This is a genomic window from Streptomyces shenzhenensis (assembly GCF_003688995.1).
In the GTDB taxonomy this organism is placed as follows: domain Bacteria; phylum Actinomycetota; class Actinomycetes; order Streptomycetales; family Streptomycetaceae; genus Streptomyces; species Streptomyces shenzhenensis_A.
In genome coordinates this window covers 280789-297855 of sequence record NZ_PENI01000002.1, presented here as the reverse complement: position 1 = coordinate 297855, position 17067 = coordinate 280789, and the positions used below count along the sequence as shown (strand labels likewise).

16 protein-coding genes and 1 pseudogene are annotated in these 17067 nt (G+C 73.0%); 11 read left to right on the top strand and 6 right to left on the bottom strand.

Annotated elements, in window-relative coordinates:
* Positions 1 to 5: 5 nt before the first annotated feature.
* From CTZ28_RS04255 to CTZ28_RS04240, 4 genes are all read left to right on the top strand, one after another.
* Positions 6 to 629 carry a GntR family transcriptional regulator gene (locus CTZ28_RS04255; protein WP_121887851.1) on the top strand — a complete coding sequence of 208 codons (624 nt, stop codon included), beginning with the start codon at positions 6 to 8 and terminating at the stop codon, positions 627 to 629.
* Positions 630 to 1076: 447 nt separating this feature from the next.
* Positions 1077 to 3788: a pyruvate dehydrogenase (acetyl-transferring), homodimeric type gene (aceE, locus tag CTZ28_RS04250; RefSeq protein WP_121887850.1), complete on the top strand. Its 2712-nt coding sequence runs from the start codon at positions 1077 to 1079 to the stop codon at positions 3786 to 3788.
* 124 nt (positions 3789 to 3912) lie between these two features.
* On the top strand, positions 3913 to 4887 hold the full coding sequence (locus CTZ28_RS04245; RefSeq protein WP_121887849.1) for a helix-turn-helix transcriptional regulator: 975 nt from the start codon (positions 3913 to 3915) through the stop codon (positions 4885 to 4887).
* Between the two features lie 56 nt (positions 4888 to 4943).
* Positions 4944 to 5462: a DUF4240 domain-containing protein gene (locus tag CTZ28_RS04240; protein ID WP_121887848.1), complete on the top strand. Its 519-nt coding sequence runs from the start codon at positions 4944 to 4946 to the stop codon at positions 5460 to 5462.
* A 13-nt stretch (positions 5463 to 5475) separates the two neighbouring features.
* On the opposite strand, the gene CTZ28_RS04235 is transcribed toward CTZ28_RS04240, so the two are convergent.
* A complete protein-coding gene (locus CTZ28_RS04235) occupies positions 5476 to 5739 on the bottom strand; it encodes a hypothetical protein (protein ID WP_147481111.1) in 264 nt (87 codons plus the stop codon).
* A gap of 96 nt (positions 5740 to 5835) precedes the next feature.
* Positions 5836 to 6654 (bottom strand): peptidoglycan recognition protein family protein, encoded by an 819-nt coding sequence (locus CTZ28_RS04230; protein ID WP_121887846.1) that lies wholly within the window; start codon positions 6652 to 6654, stop codon positions 5836 to 5838.
* A 188-nt stretch (positions 6655 to 6842) separates the two neighbouring features.
* Between CTZ28_RS04230 and CTZ28_RS04225 the strand changes: the two genes are divergently transcribed.
* On the top strand, positions 6843 to 8027 hold the full coding sequence (locus CTZ28_RS04225) for a MarP family serine protease (protein ID WP_121887845.1): 1185 nt from the start codon (positions 6843 to 6845) through the stop codon (positions 8025 to 8027).
* Between the two features lie 136 nt (positions 8028 to 8163).
* Here CTZ28_RS04225 and CTZ28_RS49450 read toward each other — a convergent pair.
* Both CTZ28_RS49450 and CTZ28_RS04215 read right to left on the bottom strand, forming a co-directional pair.
* Positions 8164 to 8317 (bottom strand): annotated as a pseudogene (locus CTZ28_RS49450) (histidine phosphatase family protein); the annotation flags it as partial.
* Between the two features lie 32 nt (positions 8318 to 8349).
* On the bottom strand, positions 8350 to 8838 hold the full coding sequence (locus tag CTZ28_RS04215) for a GNAT family N-acetyltransferase (RefSeq protein ID WP_183154262.1): 489 nt from the start codon (positions 8836 to 8838) through the stop codon (positions 8350 to 8352).
* Between the two features lie 72 nt (positions 8839 to 8910).
* Between CTZ28_RS04215 and CTZ28_RS04210 the strand changes: the two genes are divergently transcribed.
* Together CTZ28_RS04210 and CTZ28_RS04205 are read left to right on the top strand one after the other, a co-directional pair.
* Positions 8911 to 9804 carry a TIGR01777 family oxidoreductase gene (locus CTZ28_RS04210; RefSeq protein WP_121887843.1) on the top strand — a complete coding sequence of 298 codons (894 nt, stop codon included), beginning with the start codon at positions 8911 to 8913 and terminating at the stop codon, positions 9802 to 9804.
* Between the two features lie 163 nt (positions 9805 to 9967).
* Positions 9968 to 11323, top strand: coding sequence for an NAD(P)/FAD-dependent oxidoreductase (locus CTZ28_RS04205; RefSeq protein WP_121887842.1), 1356 nt, complete (start codon positions 9968 to 9970; stop codon positions 11321 to 11323).
* A gap of 27 nt (positions 11324 to 11350) precedes the next feature.
* On the opposite strand, the gene CTZ28_RS04200 is transcribed toward CTZ28_RS04205, so the two are convergent.
* A complete protein-coding gene (locus CTZ28_RS04200) occupies positions 11351 to 12832 on the bottom strand; it encodes an NsdA family TPR-like regulatory protein (protein WP_121887841.1) in 1482 nt (493 codons plus the stop codon).
* Between the two features lie 232 nt (positions 12833 to 13064).
* On the opposite strand from CTZ28_RS04200, the gene lipB reads away from it, so the two are divergent.
* The 4 genes from lipB (at position 13065) to CTZ28_RS04180 (ending at position 16396) form a co-directional block, all read left to right on the top strand.
* Complete coding sequence (lipB, locus tag CTZ28_RS04195) at positions 13065 to 13865, top strand: lipoyl(octanoyl) transferase LipB (RefSeq protein ID WP_121887840.1); 801 nt, start codon at positions 13065 to 13067, stop codon at positions 13863 to 13865.
* A 315-nt stretch (positions 13866 to 14180) separates the two neighbouring features.
* Positions 14181 to 15146 carry a lipoyl synthase gene (gene lipA / locus CTZ28_RS04190; protein WP_121887839.1) on the top strand — a complete coding sequence of 322 codons (966 nt, stop codon included), beginning with the start codon at positions 14181 to 14183 and terminating at the stop codon, positions 15144 to 15146.
* Positions 15147 to 15417: 271 nt separating this feature from the next.
* Entirely contained in the window at positions 15418 to 15615 is a 198-nt protein-coding gene (locus CTZ28_RS04185; RefSeq protein ID WP_121887838.1) for an SCO2195 family GlnR-regulated protein, read from the top strand.
* 79 nt (positions 15616 to 15694) lie between these two features.
* The gene (locus tag CTZ28_RS04180) at positions 15695 to 16396 is read left to right on the top strand and encodes a DUF4191 domain-containing protein (protein WP_121887837.1); all 702 of its coding nucleotides are present in this window, start codon (positions 15695 to 15697) and stop codon (positions 16394 to 16396) included.
* A 152-nt stretch (positions 16397 to 16548) separates the two neighbouring features.
* Here CTZ28_RS04180 and CTZ28_RS04175 read toward each other — a convergent pair whose 3' ends face one another.
* Positions 16549 to 17016 carry an RDD family protein gene (locus tag CTZ28_RS04175; RefSeq protein ID WP_121887836.1) on the bottom strand — a complete coding sequence of 156 codons (468 nt, stop codon included), beginning with the start codon at positions 17014 to 17016 and terminating at the stop codon, positions 16549 to 16551.
* Between the last annotated feature and the right edge of the window lie 51 nt (positions 17017 to 17067).

The following is a 17067-nucleotide window of genomic DNA, read 5'->3' as shown; positions in this document are numbered from 1 at the left end:
CCGTCATGACCGCGCCCGTCGTCCACTCGCTGCGCGAACAGATCCGCGAGCACATCGTGGAGGGAATCGTCAGCGGCCGCTGGAAGCCGGGCGAGCGGATCGTGGAGCGGCGGATCGCGACCGAGCTGGAGGTCAGCCAGACCCCCGTACGGGAGGCCCTGCGCGAGCTGGAGTCCCTGCGGCTGATCGAGTCGGCACCGAACAAGGGCGTACGCGTACGCAACCTGTCGGCGGCCGACCTGGAGGAGAGCTACCCCGTGCGGGCCGGCCTGGAGGCCATCGCGGCGGAGCTGGCCGCCGATCGGCTGGCGCAGGACTGCTCGGCGCTGGAACCGCACGTCGCCGCCCTGTACGAGGCCGACCGCAGGTCCGACGGCACGGCCCAGGTACGGCACACCGTGGCCTTCCACCGCGAGCTGGTCCGCGCGGCGGGCAACTCGGTGCTTCTGCACACCTGGGAGGGCCTGGGCATCGAGGTGTTCACGGCACTGTCGATCCGCTGGCTGGGCACCGTGCAGCAGTCCTACGCCGAGGAACACGAGGACCTGGTGGCCGCGTTCAAGAGACGCGACCCCCTCATCGCGGACCTGGTCAAGGCCCACGTCCTGGGCTGCGCACCGAGGCCCTAGCAGCCCGCGCCCCGCGACCACCGAACCCACCGCAGCACGCGCCCCCCGAACACGGCTCCCCCGGCGAGAACACCCGGACAACCCGCGTCCCCCGGCCCCACCGCCAAAGGCACCCGCCGACCCGGTCAAGGCCCACGTCCCCGGCCGCGCACCGAGGCCCTAGACTGCGGGCGGCGCCCACCGCGGCGCATGTTCCTCAAACACCGCTCCACCTGCAAAAACACCGAGCAACCCCCGTCACCCGGTGCCACCGCCGGAGGCACCCCGTGCCGAGTTTCTCGGAATCGAGAGGTTTTGCCCGTCAACCCTTTGATCGATCATCGATCAGGGAGTTACAGTCACCGACGGACTACCACCCGAGTCCAGGCCCTGTCCTGCCAAAGACCAAGGGCTCTCCTGATCCCTATACCGATGAGGGAACCCCCTTCGACTGAGGAAGGCGGCGACATGACCGACCCCAACGCCATCCAGCCGAGCGCGCTCGACCAGCTCCCGGACCGCGACCCCGAGGAGACCGCCGAGTGGCGGGCCTCGCTCGACGCCGCCGCCAGGGAGGCGGGGCCGCATCGCGCCGCGTACCTGATGCGCCGCACGCTGGAGCGCGCCGAGGCGGCCGGTGTCGCGCTGCCGAAGCTCCTGGAGACCGACTACCTCAACACCATCCCCACCGCCGCCGAGCCGGCCGTACCCGGTGACGTGGCCATGGAGGCCCGGGTCACCGCCTGGAACCGCTGGAACGCGGCGGCGATGGTGACCCGCGGCAGCAAACACGGCGTCGGCGGCCACATCGCCACCTTCGCCTCCGCCGCCTGGCTGTACGAGATCGGCTTCAACCACTTCTTCAAGGGCAAGGAGTCCGCCGAGGCGGCCGGCTCCGGCGACCAGATCTACGTCCAGGGCCACGCCTCCCCCGGCATCTACGCCCGCGCCTTCCTCGACGGCCGTCTCGACGAGACGCAGCTGGACAACTTCCGCCAGGAGGCCGGCGGCAACGGCCTACCGTCCTACCCGCACCCGCGACGCCTGCCCTGGCTGTGGGAGTTCCCGACGGTGTCGATGGGCCTCGGCCCGCTGTCGGCGATCTACCAGGCGCGCTTCAACCGCTACCTCACCAACCGCGGCATCAAGGACGTCTCCGCCTCCCACGTGTGGGCGTTCCTCGGCGACGGCGAGATGGACGAGCCCGAGTCGACGGCCGCGCTCGCGCTGGCCGCGCGCGAGGAGCTGGACAACCTCACCTTCGTCATCAACTGCAACCTGCAGCGCCTCGACGGCCCGGTGCGCGCCAACTTCAAGATCGTGCAGGAGCTGGAGGCCCAGTTCCGCGGCGCCGGCTGGAACGTCGTCAAGTCGCTGTGGGGTTCGGCCTGGGACGAGCTGTTCGCGCTCGACACCACCGGCGCGCTCGTCCGCCGGCTGCGCGAGGTACCGGACGCGCAGGTCCAGACGTACCAGACCCGCGACGCCGCCTACATCCGCGAGGACTTCTTCGGCAAGGACCCGGCGCTCGTCGAGCTGGCGAAGCTGCTGAGCGACGACAAGATCCTGGAGTGCTTCCACCTCTCCCGCGGTGGTCACGAGGCCCGCAAGGTCTACGCGGCCTACCGGGCCGCCCTCGCGCACAAGGGCGCGCCGACCGTCATCCTGGCCCAGACCGTCAAGGGCTTCACCCTCGGCGAGGGCTTCGCGTCGAAGAACGCCAACCACCAGATGAAGAAGCTGACGGTGGACGAGTTCAAGACGATGCGGGACCTGCTGGGCCTGCCGATCCCGGACAGCGCGTTCGCCGACGGCCAGGTGCCCTACGGCCACCCGGGCGTCGACTCCCCCGAGGTGCGCTACCTCCAGGAGCGGCGCGCGGCGCTCGGCGGCCCGGCCCCGGCCCGCCGGGTGCACCCGCTCGCCCCGCTGCCCGTGCCCGCCGACAAGGCCTTCGCCGCCTTCGACAAGGGCTCCGGCACCCAGAACGTGGCGACCACCATGGCGTTCGTCCGGCTGGTCAAGGACCTGGTCCGGGACAAGGAGACCGGGAAGCGCTGGGTGCCGATCGTCCCGGACGAGGCGCGCACCTTCGGCATGGAGTCGCTGTTCCCGTCGCTCGGCATCTACTCGCCCAAGGGGCAGACGTACGAGCCGGTCGACCGCGACCAGCTGATGTACTACCGGGAGGCCAAGAACGGCCAGATCCTCAACGAGGGGATCACCGAGGCCGGTTCGATGGCCGACTTCATCGCCGCTTCGACGTCGTACGCGACGCACGCCGAGGCGATGATCCCCTTCTACATCTTCTACTCGATGTTCGGCTGGCAGCGCACGGCCGACCAGATGTGGCAGCTCGGCGACCAGCTCGGCCGCGGCTTCCTGGTCGGCGCCACGGCCGGCCGGACCACGCTGACCGGTGAGGGCCTCCAGCACGCCGACGGCCACTCCCCCGTGATCGCCGCGACCAACCCGGCGGCGCTGACGTACGACCCCGCGTTCGCGTACGAGATCGCGACGATCGTCAAGGACGGTCTGCGCCGGATGTACGGCGAGGCCGCGCCGGGCGAGGACCCGAACGTCTTCTACTACCTGACCGTCTACAACGAGCCGCTGCCGCAGCCGGCCAAGCCGTCCGCCGCCGGCCTCGACGAGGGCATCGTCAAGGGCCTGTACCGGTTCAACACGGCGGAGTCGGCGGGGCTCTCCCCGGCGGCCAACGCCCCGCGGATCCAGCTGCTGGGTTCCGGTACGGCGATCCACTGGGCGCTGGCGGCGCAGAAGCTGCTCGCCGAGGAGTGGGGCGTGGCGGCCGACGTCTGGTCGGCGACGTCCTGGACGGAGCTGCGGCGGGACGCGATGGAGGCCGACGCGGCCCTGCTGCGCGGCGAGGACCGGGTGCCGTACGTCCGTCAGGCGCTCCAGGGCGCCGAGGGCCCGGTGCTCGCGGTCTCCGACTACATGCGCCAGGTGCCGGACCAGATCGCGCAGTGGGTCGAGCAGGACTACTCGTCGCTGGGCACCGACGGCTTCGGTCTGTCGGACACCCGCCCGGCGGCCCGCCGTCACTTCGGCGTCGACGCGGAGTCGATCGTCGTCGCGGCCCTGGCCCAGCTGGCCCGGCGCGGCGAGGTGAAGAGCATGTCGGTGAAGGAGGCCCGCGAGCGGTACGGGCGGTAGGAACTAGAAATACAGTCGCCGTGCCCCCGGTGACGGCCCCGTCGCATCGGGGGCTGTCGCCGGGGGCGCGGTGCGTTCGGGCCGGTGGGGCCCCGTTGTCGGAGGCGGGCGGCATCATGGGGGAATGCGTGCTGCCCGGCTGATCAAGATGGTGCTGCTGCTGCAGTCCCGGCCCGCCATGACCGCCGCCGAACTGGCCAAGGAACTGGAGGTGTCGGAGCGGACCGTCACGCGGGACGCGCAGGCCCTCTCGGAGGCGGGGATCCCGGTGTACGCGGACCGGGGGCGGGCCGGCGGCTACCGGCTGATCGGCGGGTACCGGACGCGGCTGACGGGGCTGGCGCGCGGCGAGGCCGAGGCGCTGTTCCTGAGCGGGGTGCCGGGAGCGCTGCGTGACATGGGGCTGCAGGACGCGGCCTCGGCGGCGCGGCTGAAGGTGTCCGCCGCGCTGCTGCCCGCGCTGCGGGACGCCCCGCGGGCGGCCGCGCAGCGGTTCCATCTGGACGCGCCCGGCTGGTTCCGGGAGCCGGAGACACCCGCGCTGCTGCCCGCGGTCGCCGAGGCCGTCTGGGACGACCGGTGCCTCACGGCCCGCTACCGCCGCGGCGAGGCCGAGGTGGAGCGCGCCCTGGAGCCGTACGGGCTGGTGCTGAAGGCCGGCGCCTGGTACCTGTGCGCGCGGGTCCCGGACGCGGACGTCTTCCGGACGTACCGGGTGGACCGGTTCACGGCCGTCGACGGCGGAGGACCGCGCTTCGCCCGGGACGAGGAGTTCGACCTGCCCGGCTTCTGGGCGGCGCAGGCCGAGCGGTTCGCCCGGTCGCTGCTGCGCGCCGAGGTCGTCGTACGGCTGTCCGCGGAGGGGGTGCGACGGCTCGGGTACGTCGTCGATCCGCTCTCCGCGCGGGAGGCGCTGCGGTCCGCGGGCGAGGCGGACCCGGCGGGCTGGGTGACGGTGGCCCTGCCGGTGGAGTCCGAGGAGGTCGCGTACACGCAGCTCACCGCGCTCGGCCCGGAGGTCGAGGTGCTGGCGCCCGCGGCGCTGCGGGAGCGGTTCGCGCGGGATGCCGCCCGGCTCGCCCGGCTGTACCGGGGCTGACGATCACGTGCACTCCGCGTGCGTCGCACCCGCGCAGGCCCGATGCTTGACCCGTGATGGACGAGATGGAGTTCTGGGAGCTGGTGGACGCCGCCCGCGAGGCCGCCGAGGGCGACGCGGAGGACCAGGCCGACCTGCTCGTGGAGCGGCTCGCCCAGCTCGACCCGGAGTCGGTGCTGGACTTCGCCCGTCACTTCGAGTCCCGCTACAACCGCGCCTACCGCTGGGATCTGTGGGGCGCGGCCTGGGTGCTGCTGGACGGAGCGAGCGACGACGCCTTCGACTTCTTCCGCTGCTGGCTGATCGGCCAGGGCCGGGACGTCTTCGAGGGCGCGCTGCACGACCCGGACTCACTGGCCGATCTGTTGGGCGACTTCGACGAGGAGATCGACGGCGACGGGGAGGAGCTTGGCTATGCGGCGGACGAGGCGTACGAGCAGCTCACCGGCACGGTGGCCCCGGACCTGGGGATCGCGCCCGCGCCGGCCGAGCCGGAGGGCACACCGCTCGACTTCGAGAGCGAGCGGGTCCTCGCGGAGCGGTATCCGAAGCTGTGGGACCGGTTCCGGGAGTGAGCCGGCGCCGGGGTCAGGCGGCGCCGCGCCGCCGGCTGGTGTCCGTGGGCAGATAGGCCTGCGTCTGCTCGGCCCGCACGGCGGGGTGCAGGGGCGCCTTGTTGGCCTGGTCGAGCGCCGACGCGGTGGCGGCGGCCGGACCGAGCAGCACGGCGGCGACGACGCCCAGCACCGTCCAGGGACCACGGCCGAAGCGTCCGCGCCGCGGCTGCTCCGCCTCCTCCGTGGCTCCGGCGCTTCCCGTGCTTCCGGTGACGTCCGTACGGCTGCTGTGCATGATCTCCACCTCCGGTGGGCTGTTGTCGTACTCGACCGTAGGGCGGGCGGATCTGCGGGAGCTGCGCGGTGGCTGTGGCGTTGCTGTGCGTGGCTCTCACCGCCGGCCCTGGAGGCGCGCCGCTGTGTTCCTGATGTCGGGGAGCATGGCAGTCAGGGCCGCGCCGGGGCAGTTGGTCGGGTAGCCGATGTCGTGGCCGGCGACGGCGGGCAGGGTGACGACGGCGCCGGCGGGGTAGCGGCTGTGGCCGTTGCTGGAGACGAGCTGGGTGACGGCGCGCGGGTCGACGCCGGCCGGGCTCAGCTTCCAGGCGGCCAGGGCGGCGATCGCGTCGGTCATCGCACGGGGCACCGGGATGCCGGCGGTGAAGGTGCCGATGGCGGCGATGCCGGCGGTGCGGTGGTTGAACCCCTGGGCGTGGGCGCCGGTGACGGCGCGTTCGATGCCGCCCGCGCGGCCCTCGTAGACGGTGCCGCAGCGGTCGACGAGGAAGTTGTAGCCGATGTCGTCCCAGTGGCGGCCGGTGGTCTGGCCCGCGTACAGGCGGCGGATGACCTCGGGCGCGTCGGCGCAGGCGTAGCCGTTGGGCGAGTCGGTGTGGTGGACGAAGACGGCGACGACCGCGTCGTCGTAGCGCGGGGGCGGCTGGGTGCGGCGCACGGTGGCGTCCAGCCAGGCGGAGCGCGGCACGATCCGGGGCTGGGCGGCCTGGTACGGCGGCGGCGCGCTGGCCCGCGGCGCCGCGGGCCGGGGCAGCGCGACGGGGCTCTGCACGCCGCGGGCGCACAGCAGCAGCGTGAGGCCGGCGACGACGCCGGGCAGACAGGCGGCGAGCGCCAGGGCCGCCCGGGGCACGCGGCGCGCGCCGCGGCGCCGTGTCCGCCCGTGACGGCGCGTTCTCGTGAAGACCCACATGGTCCTCACTGTGGGTTCCTTCCGGCACGCCCGCGATGTGTGCTGTGCCACCCGGTGGAACCATCATCCCGGTCCGGGGCGTTTCTGCGGATACACGCGGGCGTGACGGTTCGGGTCCGTCCCGCGCGCGGGACTGATCACCGGGACCCTCCCGCCCGTAATAAGGGGTCCGAGAGAAAGGCGGCTCCGTGGACCTGCTCGATGTGCTGCTTGTGCTGGTGATCCTCTTGTACGCGGCATCCGGCTATCGGCGCGGACTGGTGGCCGGCTGTGTCTCGCTGGCCGGTTTCGTGGGCGGCGCGATGGTCGGGGTGTGGATCCTGCCGTGGGTGATGGATCTGGTCACGCGCGGGACGACCGCGGCGACGGTGACCGCCGTGCTGACGGTGCTCGTGCCGGCGGCGGTGGGGCACGAACTGGCGGGGCGGCTGGCGCTGCGGCTGCGGCGCGAGCTGGACCGGGGGCCGCTGCGGGTGGCCGACGGGCTGGGCGGCGCGGCGGCCAACGCGGTGGCCGTGCTGCTCGTGGCCTGGGTGGCGGCGAGCGTGCTCGGCGCGTCGTCGTCGCCGCTGGTGACGTCCGCGATCCGGAACTCGGCGGTGCTGGGCACGGTGCAGAACGCGATGCCGGACACCACGCCCGCCTGGTTCTCACGTGCCACGTCCGCGCTCACGGAGGCGGGCTTCCCGCAGGTGTTCAATCCGTTCGAGAACGAGTCGACGGCCGAGGTCGCCCGGCCGTCGGGCGACAGCGTGACGGTCAGCGCCACGAACGCGGCGCAGCTGAGCACGGTCAAGATCGAGGGCGCCTCGGGCAACCAGGGCCGCGAGGGCAGCGGCTTCGTGTACGCGCCGCAGCATGTGATGACGAACGCGCACGTGGTGGCGGGCATCGACAGCCCGAGCGTACGGGTCGGCGGTGTCGGGCAGGTGTACACGTCCCAGGTGGTGCTGTTCGACCCGCAGAAGGACGTGGCGGTGCTGTACGTGCCGCGGCTGACCGCGCCCGCGCTGAGCTTCGACGACGGCGCGCGGCGCGGTGACTCGGCGGTGGTCGCGGGCTATCCGCAGGACGGCGGCCTGAACCTCCAGGCGGCCACGGTGGCGAACCGGATCCGGGCGACGGGCCAGAACATCTACAGCGATGCCACGGTCACCCGTGAGATCTACTCGATCCGCTCGACGGTCCGCCCGGGCAACTCCGGCGGCCCGCTGCTGACCACCGACGGCCGGGTGTTCGGGGTGGTCTTCGCCCGCTCCACCTCCGACAACGAGACGGGCTACGTCCTGACGGCGGACGAGGTGGCGGGCGACGCGCAGCGCGCGGCGACCGCGACGACGCCGGTGGACACGGGCCATCTGGTCACCTCGTGAGGCGGACCCGGGTCCGGGTCCGTCCCGTCAGCTGCTCGCTCCGGTCCTGGGTCAGGGCAGTCCGTCGGGGACGGGGGGCGGTTCTGGGCCGGGGACGGTGGGTGAGCCGCGGGCGCCGGGCCTGCACGGCTCCACGTCAGGGGCCGGCCGGAGGGTTCCGGCCCGCGCCGACCGGCCGGTCGTGCTCAGGCCGACGGGAACAGCGCCCCGTGCGTGGGCGGCAGCCCGAGCCGACGGGCGGTGAGGACCCACAGGAAAAGTCCGCGCACGACGAGGAGCACGACGCCTTGGCCAGGACGTCCGGGCCCTCCCCTGGACGTGCTCACAGCGGGCGTCCCATGAGCACGTCGTCGACGTAGGTGCCGTCGAGGAGGAACTCCCCGGGCAGCACCCCTTCGACGGCGAAGCCCTCGGACTCGTAGAGCCGCCGGGCCCGGGTGTTGTGCCCGAGGACGCGCAGCGTGATGCGGCGGGCGCCGCGCCGCCGCGCCTCGTCCTGCACCGCCCGCAGCAGCGCCCGGCCGATCCCGGCGCCGCGTGCCGACTCGGCGACGGCCAGCCCCTGGATCTGGCGGACGTGCGCGTTGCAGGCCAGCGAGGTGGACAGGGCGAGCCGGATGTAGCCGACGAGGACGCCGTCGAGTTCCGCGACGAGATGGTCCTCGGGCCCGCAGCGCTCGGTGAAGAAGGGCGGGTAGGGCGGCCGGGGCCTGGGCTGCACGGCGTGCAGGGGTGACCAGGTGACCCGGTCGAGGAGGCTGAGGGCGTCCTCGTCCTCGGGCCTGGCGTGGCGTATGTACGGTTCGGACATGGCGGTCACTGTAGGCCGGGGAGGCGGAGCGTCGCCCCGCGTTTCGCGGTGGGCGCCCGGCAGGATGGGGGCATGGAGCATGCACACATCGCGGTGGCGGGGGCGTCCGGACTCATCGGCAGTGCCCTGGTGCGGTCCCTGACGGCGGACGGGTACGAGGTGGTGCGGCTGGTCCGGCGCGCGCCCGGCGGCCCCGGCGAGGTGCGCTGGGACCCGGAGCGGCAGTCCGTGGACGCGGTCGGGCTGGCCGGCTGCGCCGCCGTCGTCAATCTGGCGGGCGCCGGGGTGGGCGACCACCGGTGGACGGACGCCTACAAGCGGCGGATCCGGGACAGCCGGGTGCTGGGCACGGCGACGCTCGCGGAGGCCGTAGCGGCGCTCGAGGAGCCGCCGCGGGTGTTCGTGAACGGCAGCGCGATCGGCTACTACGGCGAGACCGGGAACCGGGTCGTGGACGAGGAGGCGCCGCCGGGGGACGGGTTCCTGCCGTCTCTGTGCGTGGAGTGGGAGGAGGCGACGGCGCCCGCGCAGGAGGCCGGGATCCGGACGGTGCACCCGCGCACCGGGCTGGTGGTGAGCCGCCGGGGCGGTGCTTTCGGGCGGCTGTTCCCGCTGTTCCGGGCCGGACTCGGGGGGCGGCTCGGCGACGGGTGGCAGTACTGGTCGTTCATCGCGCTGCACGACACGGTCGCCGCGCTGCGTCATCTCATCGACACCGAGGAGCTGTCAGGACCGGTCAATCTGACGGCCCCGCAGCCGGTGCCGAACCGTGAGGTCACCGCGGCCATGGGCCGGGTGCTGCGCCGGCCGGCGCGCTGCGCGGTGCCGGCTCCCGTGCTGCGGGTGGTGCTCGGCGAGCTGGCCGGGGATGTGCTGGGCAGCCAACGGGTGGTGCCCAAGCGGCTGTTGGAGTCGGGCTTCGCCTTTGCCTTCCCGGGGATCGAGGACGCGATCCGCGCGGCGTGACGGACTCCTGTGGCCCTATGCGACCGTCGTGCGACCGTGCCCTGTCAGTGCGCGACTGTCCTTGACCGGTCGCGGCCCTACCCTCGACCCGAACTCGGGTATTTCTGCTGCCTGTCGGGGGCACGAGGTCCCCACCGGCCGCGCAACGTCGAGGAGGAGCCTCGTGCTTGAGCCCGTGTACCAGGCGGACGTCGTCGTCGTCGGAGCCGGGATCGCCGGACTGTCGGCGGCCCATCACCTCACCAGCGCAGGTGTGACGACCGCGGTCCTGGAGGCCGCCCCTTGTGTCGGCGGCCGCATGTCGACGGAGAAGGTCGACGGCTTCCGGCTCGACCGGTTCGGACAGCTCCTGTCCACGTCGTATCCCGAACTACGCCTGACGCCCGGGCTCGACGCCCTTGTCCTGCGCAGCTTCGCGCCGGGCGTACTGCTGCACCACGACGGGCGCCGGCACCGCGCGGGCGCACCGGCGGGCACGGGGAGCGCAAGGGGCGCACTCCATGCGGTGCGCGCCCTGGCGGGCGCCCCCAGGGGCTCGGCCGCGCCCGGCGCACGAACGGGCGCCCGCTCCCTCGACATCGGCACGCCCCTGCGGCTGCGCGCCCTGCTCGGCCGGATCGCCACGACCCCCGTGGAGCGTCTGCTCGCCCGCCCCGAACTCCCCGCCGCCCAGGCGCTCGTGGCCCGCGGCACACCGGCCCGCACGGTCGACGGCTTTCTGCGTCCGCTGCTCGCCGCCCTGCTCTGCGACCCGGAACTGACCACCTCCAGCCGGTGCGCCGACCTCGCGCTGCGCTCGTTCGCCGCCGGCCGGCTGTGCGTGCCGGAGGGCGGGGCCGAGGTGCTGCCGGAGCTGCTGGCCGGCGCGCTGCCGCCGGGCACCGTGCACACCGGGGTCCGGGTCACCTCCGTCTCCACGACCTCGGTGACCACCGCCGAGCACGGCGAGATCCGCTGCCGGGCCGTCCTGCTGGCGACCGACGCGCGCGCCGCCGCCGAACTGCTGCCTGGCCTGCGGGTGCCGGACTTCCATCCGGTGACCGTGGTGCACCACACGACGGACGAGCCCCCGGCGACGGGGACCTCGCTGCTGCTCGACGCCGACCGCGGCGGCCCGGTCGCACACACCGCGGTCGTCAGCGAGGTCGACCCGAGCCGCGCGCCCGCGGGCCGGGCACTGGTCTCCTCGACGGTCCTGGGCGCTCCCCCGGAGGGCGTCGACACGGCCGTACGCATGCATCTGTCCCGGCTCTACGGCACCCCGACGGACCGCTGGGAGACCCTCGCCGTGCACCACATCCCCGAGGCGGTGCCCGCCATGCGCCCGCCGCACGATCTGCACCGCCCGGTACGGCTGCTGGCGGGCCTGTACGTGTGCGGCGACCACCGTGACACCAGCACCGTCCAGGGCGCGCTGCACTCGGCCCGCCGCGCCGCCGCGGCCGTCCTGGCGGACCTGGGCGCGACCGGGTCGATGCACCGCGCCGACCCGCTGCCCGCATTCCGGAAGGCGGCCTGAGCCGGGCCGGCCCGGGACGGCCCCCGGTCAGCCGAGGGCCGCCACCTTCTCGCGGTACCCGCGCACCGGCGCCGCGTCCTTGTACGGCTCCAGCCGCCGCTCGAAGTCCCTGACGTACTCCAGCGCGCGCACCGAGCGCATCTCCGTGGCCTGCCCGGCCGCCTCCGCGCCCAGCACGCACGCCTGGTCGAGCTCGCCGAGGCCGAGCCGGGCCGTGGCGAGGACGACCCGGCAGAACAGCCGGCTGCGGGCGTACGCCGGGGCACGCAGCCGCAGGGAGCGTTCGGCGTGCTGGGCGGCGGCGCGGAACTGCTGGAGGTCGCGGTGGCAGTGCCCGAACTCGTCGGCGAGCTGCGCCTCGTCGAAGAAGCGCGCCCAGTACGGCACCTCGTCACCGGGCCGGGCCGCCTCCAGGGCACGCTCGGCCCGCACCAGCGCTCCCGTGCACGCCCGCACCTCGCCGAGCACGCCGTGCGCACGCGCCTCGACGGAGTGCAGCAGGGCCTGCATCACCGGCGGGGCGCCGGTCCCGACCCCCTGCTGCGCCACCCGCGCCAGCTGGACGGCCTCCCGTCCGTGCCCGAGGTAGACGGCCTGCCGGCTCATGGTGACCAGGACGTAGGAACCGTAGGCCCGGTCCGCCGCCGCCTGGGCGAGCCGCAGCGCCTGCACGAAGTAGCGCTGGGCCAGCCCGTGCGCGGCGATGTCGAACGACGTCCAGCCGACGAGCCGGGTGAGATCGGCCGCCGCGGCGAACAGCCGGCGGCCGGTCTGCTCGCCGTAGACGCCGCGCAGCATCGGCTCGCACTCGTGCTCCAGGTAGCGCACGAGCGCCTGCCGGGCGTGGCCGCCGCCGTACTGGTCGTCGAGGGCGCGGAACAGCTCGCCGACCGAGCGCAGCGCGGCGATGTCACCACCGGTGACCTTGTGGGCGGCCTCGCGGTCCGCCTGGCCGCGCGGGCGCGGCGGGACGTAGGCCGAACGCTCCGCGGGTACCGCGGACCGCGCCGACGACAGGGGGCCGCCCTGCGCGGGCACCCGGGGGGCGGGCTCTTCGCGGGCCACCCTGTCGTCGGCCCGGCCGATCAGCCAGTCCCGGCTGGGCACCACGAGCCCCGCCGCGGTGAACGCGATCTTGCGCAGCTCGGCGTGGCTGCCGGAGTCCTTGCGCCACAGCCCGCTGACGATGTCGATGGCCTCCTCGGGGCCTGCGGCGAACTCCAGCCCGGCGTAGACGGGGGCACAGGCGTCCAGGCCGAGGTCCAGGGCGGTGAGCCGGCGCCCGAGCCGGCGGGTGAAGACCTCCGCGATCAGGGCGGGCGTGGTGCCCCTGGGCTGCTGCCCCCGAAGCCATCGGGTCACCGACGTCTTGTCGTATCTGAGGTCCAGTCCGTGTTCCAGCCCGAGCTGATCCACACGACGGGCCAGACCCGCGTTGGAGAACCCCGCTTCCGTGATGAGCGCGGCAAGCTGGCGGTTTGGAGTGCGCTGCACGGGTCGTTCCGTCATATGCGGTACGGTCTCCTGCCTCCCGGGCCGACATGCCCGGATTGCCTGTGAGCAGCCCTTATGGCCTCATGAACGGCGCGAATGTAGCGGAGAGTGAGCAGCCGTTCGCACATCTCGACGCTCATTCATTCGATCGTGTGAGCATGGACCGCGGAGCTGACGCGTGACGGCCGGACGTACAGTGGCTTGGGCGCGTTACGTGCCTGACACATCGCCTAGGGAGGCGCTTGCCGTGAGTGAGTTGCGGTTCGTCCGCATGGGGTTCGGCGCGGAAGCCGTCGAGTACCAGGAGGCGTGGGACGAACAGCGCCGGGTGCACGCGGCGCGGTTCGCCGACGAGGTCCCCGACACCGTTCTGCTGCTGGAGCACCCGCCCGTCTACACCGCGGGCCGGCGCACCGAGGACAGCGAACGCCCGCTCGACGGCACCCCGGTCGTCGACGTGGACCGCGGCGGCAAGATCACCTGGCACGGCCCCGGCCAGCTCGTCGGCTACCCGATCCAGAAGCTGCCGCGCCCGGTCGACGTCGTCGCGCACGTGCGGCGCCTGGAGGAGGCGCTGATCCGCGCCTGCGCGGAGTTCGGCCTGGAGACCACCCGGGTCGAGGGCCGCAGCGGGGTGTGGGTGCTCGGCGACCCGGTCGAGCGGCGCCCGGCGATCGGGGGGCTCTCCCTGGACTTCGACCCGCGCCTCACCGACGAGGAGTTCGACCCGCGCCTCAACGGCCCGGAGTACGCCCCGTCCAACGCAGGACAGCGCCGCGAGGACCGCAAGCTCGCCCAGATCGGGATCCGCGTGGCCAAGGGCGTCACGATGCACGGCTTCTCCTTCAACGTGAACCCCGACACCACCTGGTTCGACCGGATCATCCCGTGCGGCATCCGGGACGCGGGCGTCACCTCGCTCGCCGCGGAGCTGGGCCGTGACCTCACGGTCGAGCAGGTACTGCCGACCGTCGAACGGCACCTGAGGGACATCCTGGAGAACGCGGAACCCAGCCCCCGGGAAATCGAACGCAAGCCGGCGGCATAGACCGGCTCGCCCCCGGACGACATAGCCGGACACCCCCCTGGACGACATGGCCCGGCACCACCAGCCCGTCCGGCGCTTGAGGACGAGGCCGTCCAGGCCGAAAGCGGGGGTCCGGGGGCGGCAGCCCCTGGGACCGGCACTTGACCACAAGACCCGACACCAACAGCCCGTCCGGCGCTTGAGGACAAGGCCGTCCAGGCCGAAAGCGGGGGCCTGGGGGCGGCAGCCCCCGGGAGGCCAGCACCACCGCCGGGCATGCAAATCAACGGGCGTACCCTGAAAGTCGCCGAAGAATCAATCGCTAGGGAGCCGGTCGTGTCCGCAGTCGCACCAGACGGACGCAAGATGCTGCGCCTGGAGGTCCGCAACAGCCAGACCCCCATCGAGCGCAAGCCCGAGTGGATCAAGACCCGGGCGAAAATGGGCCCCGAGTACACGAAGATGCAGAACCTGGTCAAGAGCGAGGGCCTGCACACGGTCTGCCAGGAAGCCGGCTGCCCGAACATCTACGAGTGCTGGGAGGACCGCGAGGCGACGTTCCTCATCGGCGGCGACCAGTGCACCCGGCGCTGCGACTTCTGCCAGATCGACACCGGCAAGCCCGAGGCACTGGACCGCGACGAGCCGCGCCGGGTGGGCGAGTCCGTGGTCACCATGGACCTGAACTACGCCACCGTCACCGGCGTCGCCCGCGACGACCTGGCGGACGGCGGGGCCTGGCTGTACGCCGAGACCGTGCGCCAGATCCACCAGCAGACCGCGGAGCGCGAGGGCGGCCGTACGAAGGTCGAACTGCTGGCCCCCGACTTCAACGCCGTCCCGGAGCAGCTGGCGGAGGTCTTCGCCGCCCGCCCCGAGGTCTTCGCGCACAACGTGGAGACCGTGCCCCGGATCTTCAAGCGGATCCGCCCCGGCTTCCGCTACGAGCGCTCCCTGAAGGTCATCACCGCGGCCCGCGACTACGGCCTGGTCACCAAGTCCAATCTGATCCTCGGCATGGGCGAGACCCGCGAAGAGGTCGGCGAGGCGCTCCGGCAGCTGCACGAGGCGGGCTGCGAGCTGGTCACCATCACGCAGTATCTGCGTCCGTCCGTGCGGCACCACCCCGTGGAGCGCTGGGTCAAGCCGCAGGAGTTCGTCGAGCTGAAGGAGGAAGCCGAGCAGATCGGCTTCTCGGGCGTGATGTCGGGGCCGCTGGTACGGTCCTCCTACCGCGCCGGGCGGCTCTACCAGATGGCCGTCGAGAAGCGCGGTGCCTTCGTCGCCGCCCAGGCGGTCTGACGGCCCGTCACTTCCTTTGCGCGGAAAGGGAACCCGGGCTCGTATGAGTTCGCGCACACCCCATTACCCGCCGGTAGAGTCCGGTGAGCCGCGGCCCCGACCGTCCTCGCAGCTGAGAGGCGCGCGTCGGGGCCGCGTCACCGTTTCAGGCCCCCGTGTCCAGGCTTCATCGGTGTTTGACCGGCAGGTCACGCCCTGGTAACACCGAACAGTGACCCTGGATCCACGCCATGCGCACCCGTTCCCGGAGCCGTATCGAGGGGGGACCTCCATGCAGGCCGTACCCGTTCGCGCCACCGCCATCCCGAGCTTCACCGACGCGCTCCGTGCCGTCGAGTCGCTGCTGATGAGCGGCGGCCAGCGCACCGCCCGCCGCAACGCCTGGACCTCCGTCCTCGAGGACCGCCGCCGCGCCCAGGACCGGGTCGAGGCACAGCGCGTCCTGGAGCAGGCCGCCATCCGTTCCTGACGGCCCCGCCACCCATCCGGACAGCGCCGTCGGGACACTGCCGTCGAAGGCGCTTCCGGGGCCACGTAGACTTCGTCGCATGGCGAGGAAGGAAACCGCAGCGGACGCTGCGAACCCCGGGCGACTGAAGCAGATCGCCCTGACGTACAAGATGACCCGCAAGGCCGACAAGAAGATCGGTCTTGTGCTCGCGGCTGTCGGCATCGCCACCTTCGGTGTCTTCCTCGCGATCGGCTTTCTGATCGGTCACCCGGTCTATCTCGGCATCCTGGGCCTGCTGCTCGCCTTCCTCGCGACGGCGATCGTCTTCGGCCGCCGCGCCGAGCGGGCCGCCTTCGGGCAGATGGAGGGCCAGCCGGGCGCCGCCGCGGCGGTCCTCGACAACATCGGCCGGGGCTGGACGACGACCCCCGCGGTGGCGATGAACCGCAGCCAGGACGTGGTGCACCGGGCCGTCGGCAAGGCCGGCATCGTGCTGGTGGCCGAGGGCAACCCGAACCGGGTGAAGAGCCTGCTGGCCGCCGAGAAGAAGAAGATGAACCGCGTCGTGGCGGACGTGCCGGTGCACGATCTGATCGTCGGCACGGGCGAGGAGCAGGTCGCGCTGAAGAAGCTGCGCACGACCATGCTGAAGTTCCCGCGCGTCCTGTCCGGCCCGCAGGTGACCGCCACCAACGACCGGCTGCGCGCCATGGGTGACCTGATGACCAACATGCCGCTGCCGAAGGGCCCGATGCCGAAGGGCATGCGGATGCCGAAGGGCGGCCCGAAGGCCCGCTGACCCCCACCTCGCGGTCCGCGACCGTGCCGGAGATGGCGGCACAAGACCGCGACACCCACGGCGAGGGCCGGAAACGGGTCCGCTGTGCGACGAAGGGGGCACCCGGAGATCACTCCGGGTGCCCCCTTCGTCGTACCTGCCCCTGTGCGGCCTCAGACGCGGACCTCCACCGTGCCGGCCAGGCGGTCGTGGAGGCCGCGGCCGTCGCGGTCCCAGATCAGCGCCGGAAGGGCGAGGAACAGCAGGACCGTGCGCAGCAGGACACGCAGCGGGTTGACGCGACCGGTGTCGAGCGCGGCCACCCGGAGGCCGAAGAGCCGCTTGCCCGGCGTGAAGCCGACCGTGCCGACGGTGAGCAGGATCAGCGCGAAGAGGATGACCGGGGCCCAGACCTGGGCCGCACTGTTGTAGCTGTCCGTGATCAGGCCGTATGCGATCAAGAGGCACAGCCCCCAGTCCACGGCCAGCGCGCCCAGCCGCCGGCCCGGACGGGCGATCGAACCCGGCCCCTGCTCCGGCAGACCGAGCTGTTCACCCCGGTATCCGAAGTCGGCACCGGCGTCCTCCATGGCCGCGCGCGGCCCGGAGAGCCACGATCCCACTGCTTGCCTGTTGTCCACCGGTCCACGGTACTGCGCCCGCGCCTGACCGAGGGACGGCGGGGTCGTCGG

Bases quoted from the DNA above. Each gene is read 5' to 3' on its own strand.
- CTZ28_RS04245 (WP_121887849.1), top strand. From the start codon at position 3,913: ATGCGTGCTGCCCGGCTGATCAAGATGGTGCTGCTGCTGCAGTCCCGG.
- aceE (WP_121887850.1), top strand. From the start codon at position 1,077: ATGACCGACCCCAACGCCATCCAGCCGAGCGCGCTCGACCAGCTCCCG.
- CTZ28_RS04215 (WP_183154262.1), bottom strand. From the start codon at position 8,838: ATGTCCGAACCGTACATACGCCACGCCAGGCCCGAGGACGAGGACGCC.
- CTZ28_RS04240 (WP_121887848.1), top strand. From the start codon at position 4,944: ATGGACGAGATGGAGTTCTGGGAGCTGGTGGACGCCGCCCGCGAGGCC.
- CTZ28_RS04235 (WP_147481111.1), bottom strand. From the start codon at position 5,739: ATGCACAGCAGCCGTACGGACGTCACCGGAAGCACGGGAAGCGCCGGA.
- CTZ28_RS04210 (WP_121887843.1), top strand. From the start codon at position 8,911: ATGGAGCATGCACACATCGCGGTGGCGGGGGCGTCCGGACTCATCGGC.
- CTZ28_RS04255 (WP_121887851.1), top strand. From the start codon at position 6: ATGACCGCGCCCGTCGTCCACTCGCTGCGCGAACAGATCCGCGAGCAC.
- CTZ28_RS04200 (WP_121887841.1), bottom strand. From the start codon at position 12,832: ATGACGGAACGACCCGTGCAGCGCACTCCAAACCGCCAGCTTGCCGCG.
- CTZ28_RS04185 (WP_121887838.1), top strand. From the start codon at position 15,418: ATGCAGGCCGTACCCGTTCGCGCCACCGCCATCCCGAGCTTCACCGAC.
- CTZ28_RS04180 (WP_121887837.1), top strand. From the start codon at position 15,695: ATGGCGAGGAAGGAAACCGCAGCGGACGCTGCGAACCCCGGGCGACTG.
- CTZ28_RS04230 (WP_121887846.1), bottom strand. From the start codon at position 6,654: ATGTGGGTCTTCACGAGAACGCGCCGTCACGGGCGGACACGGCGCCGC.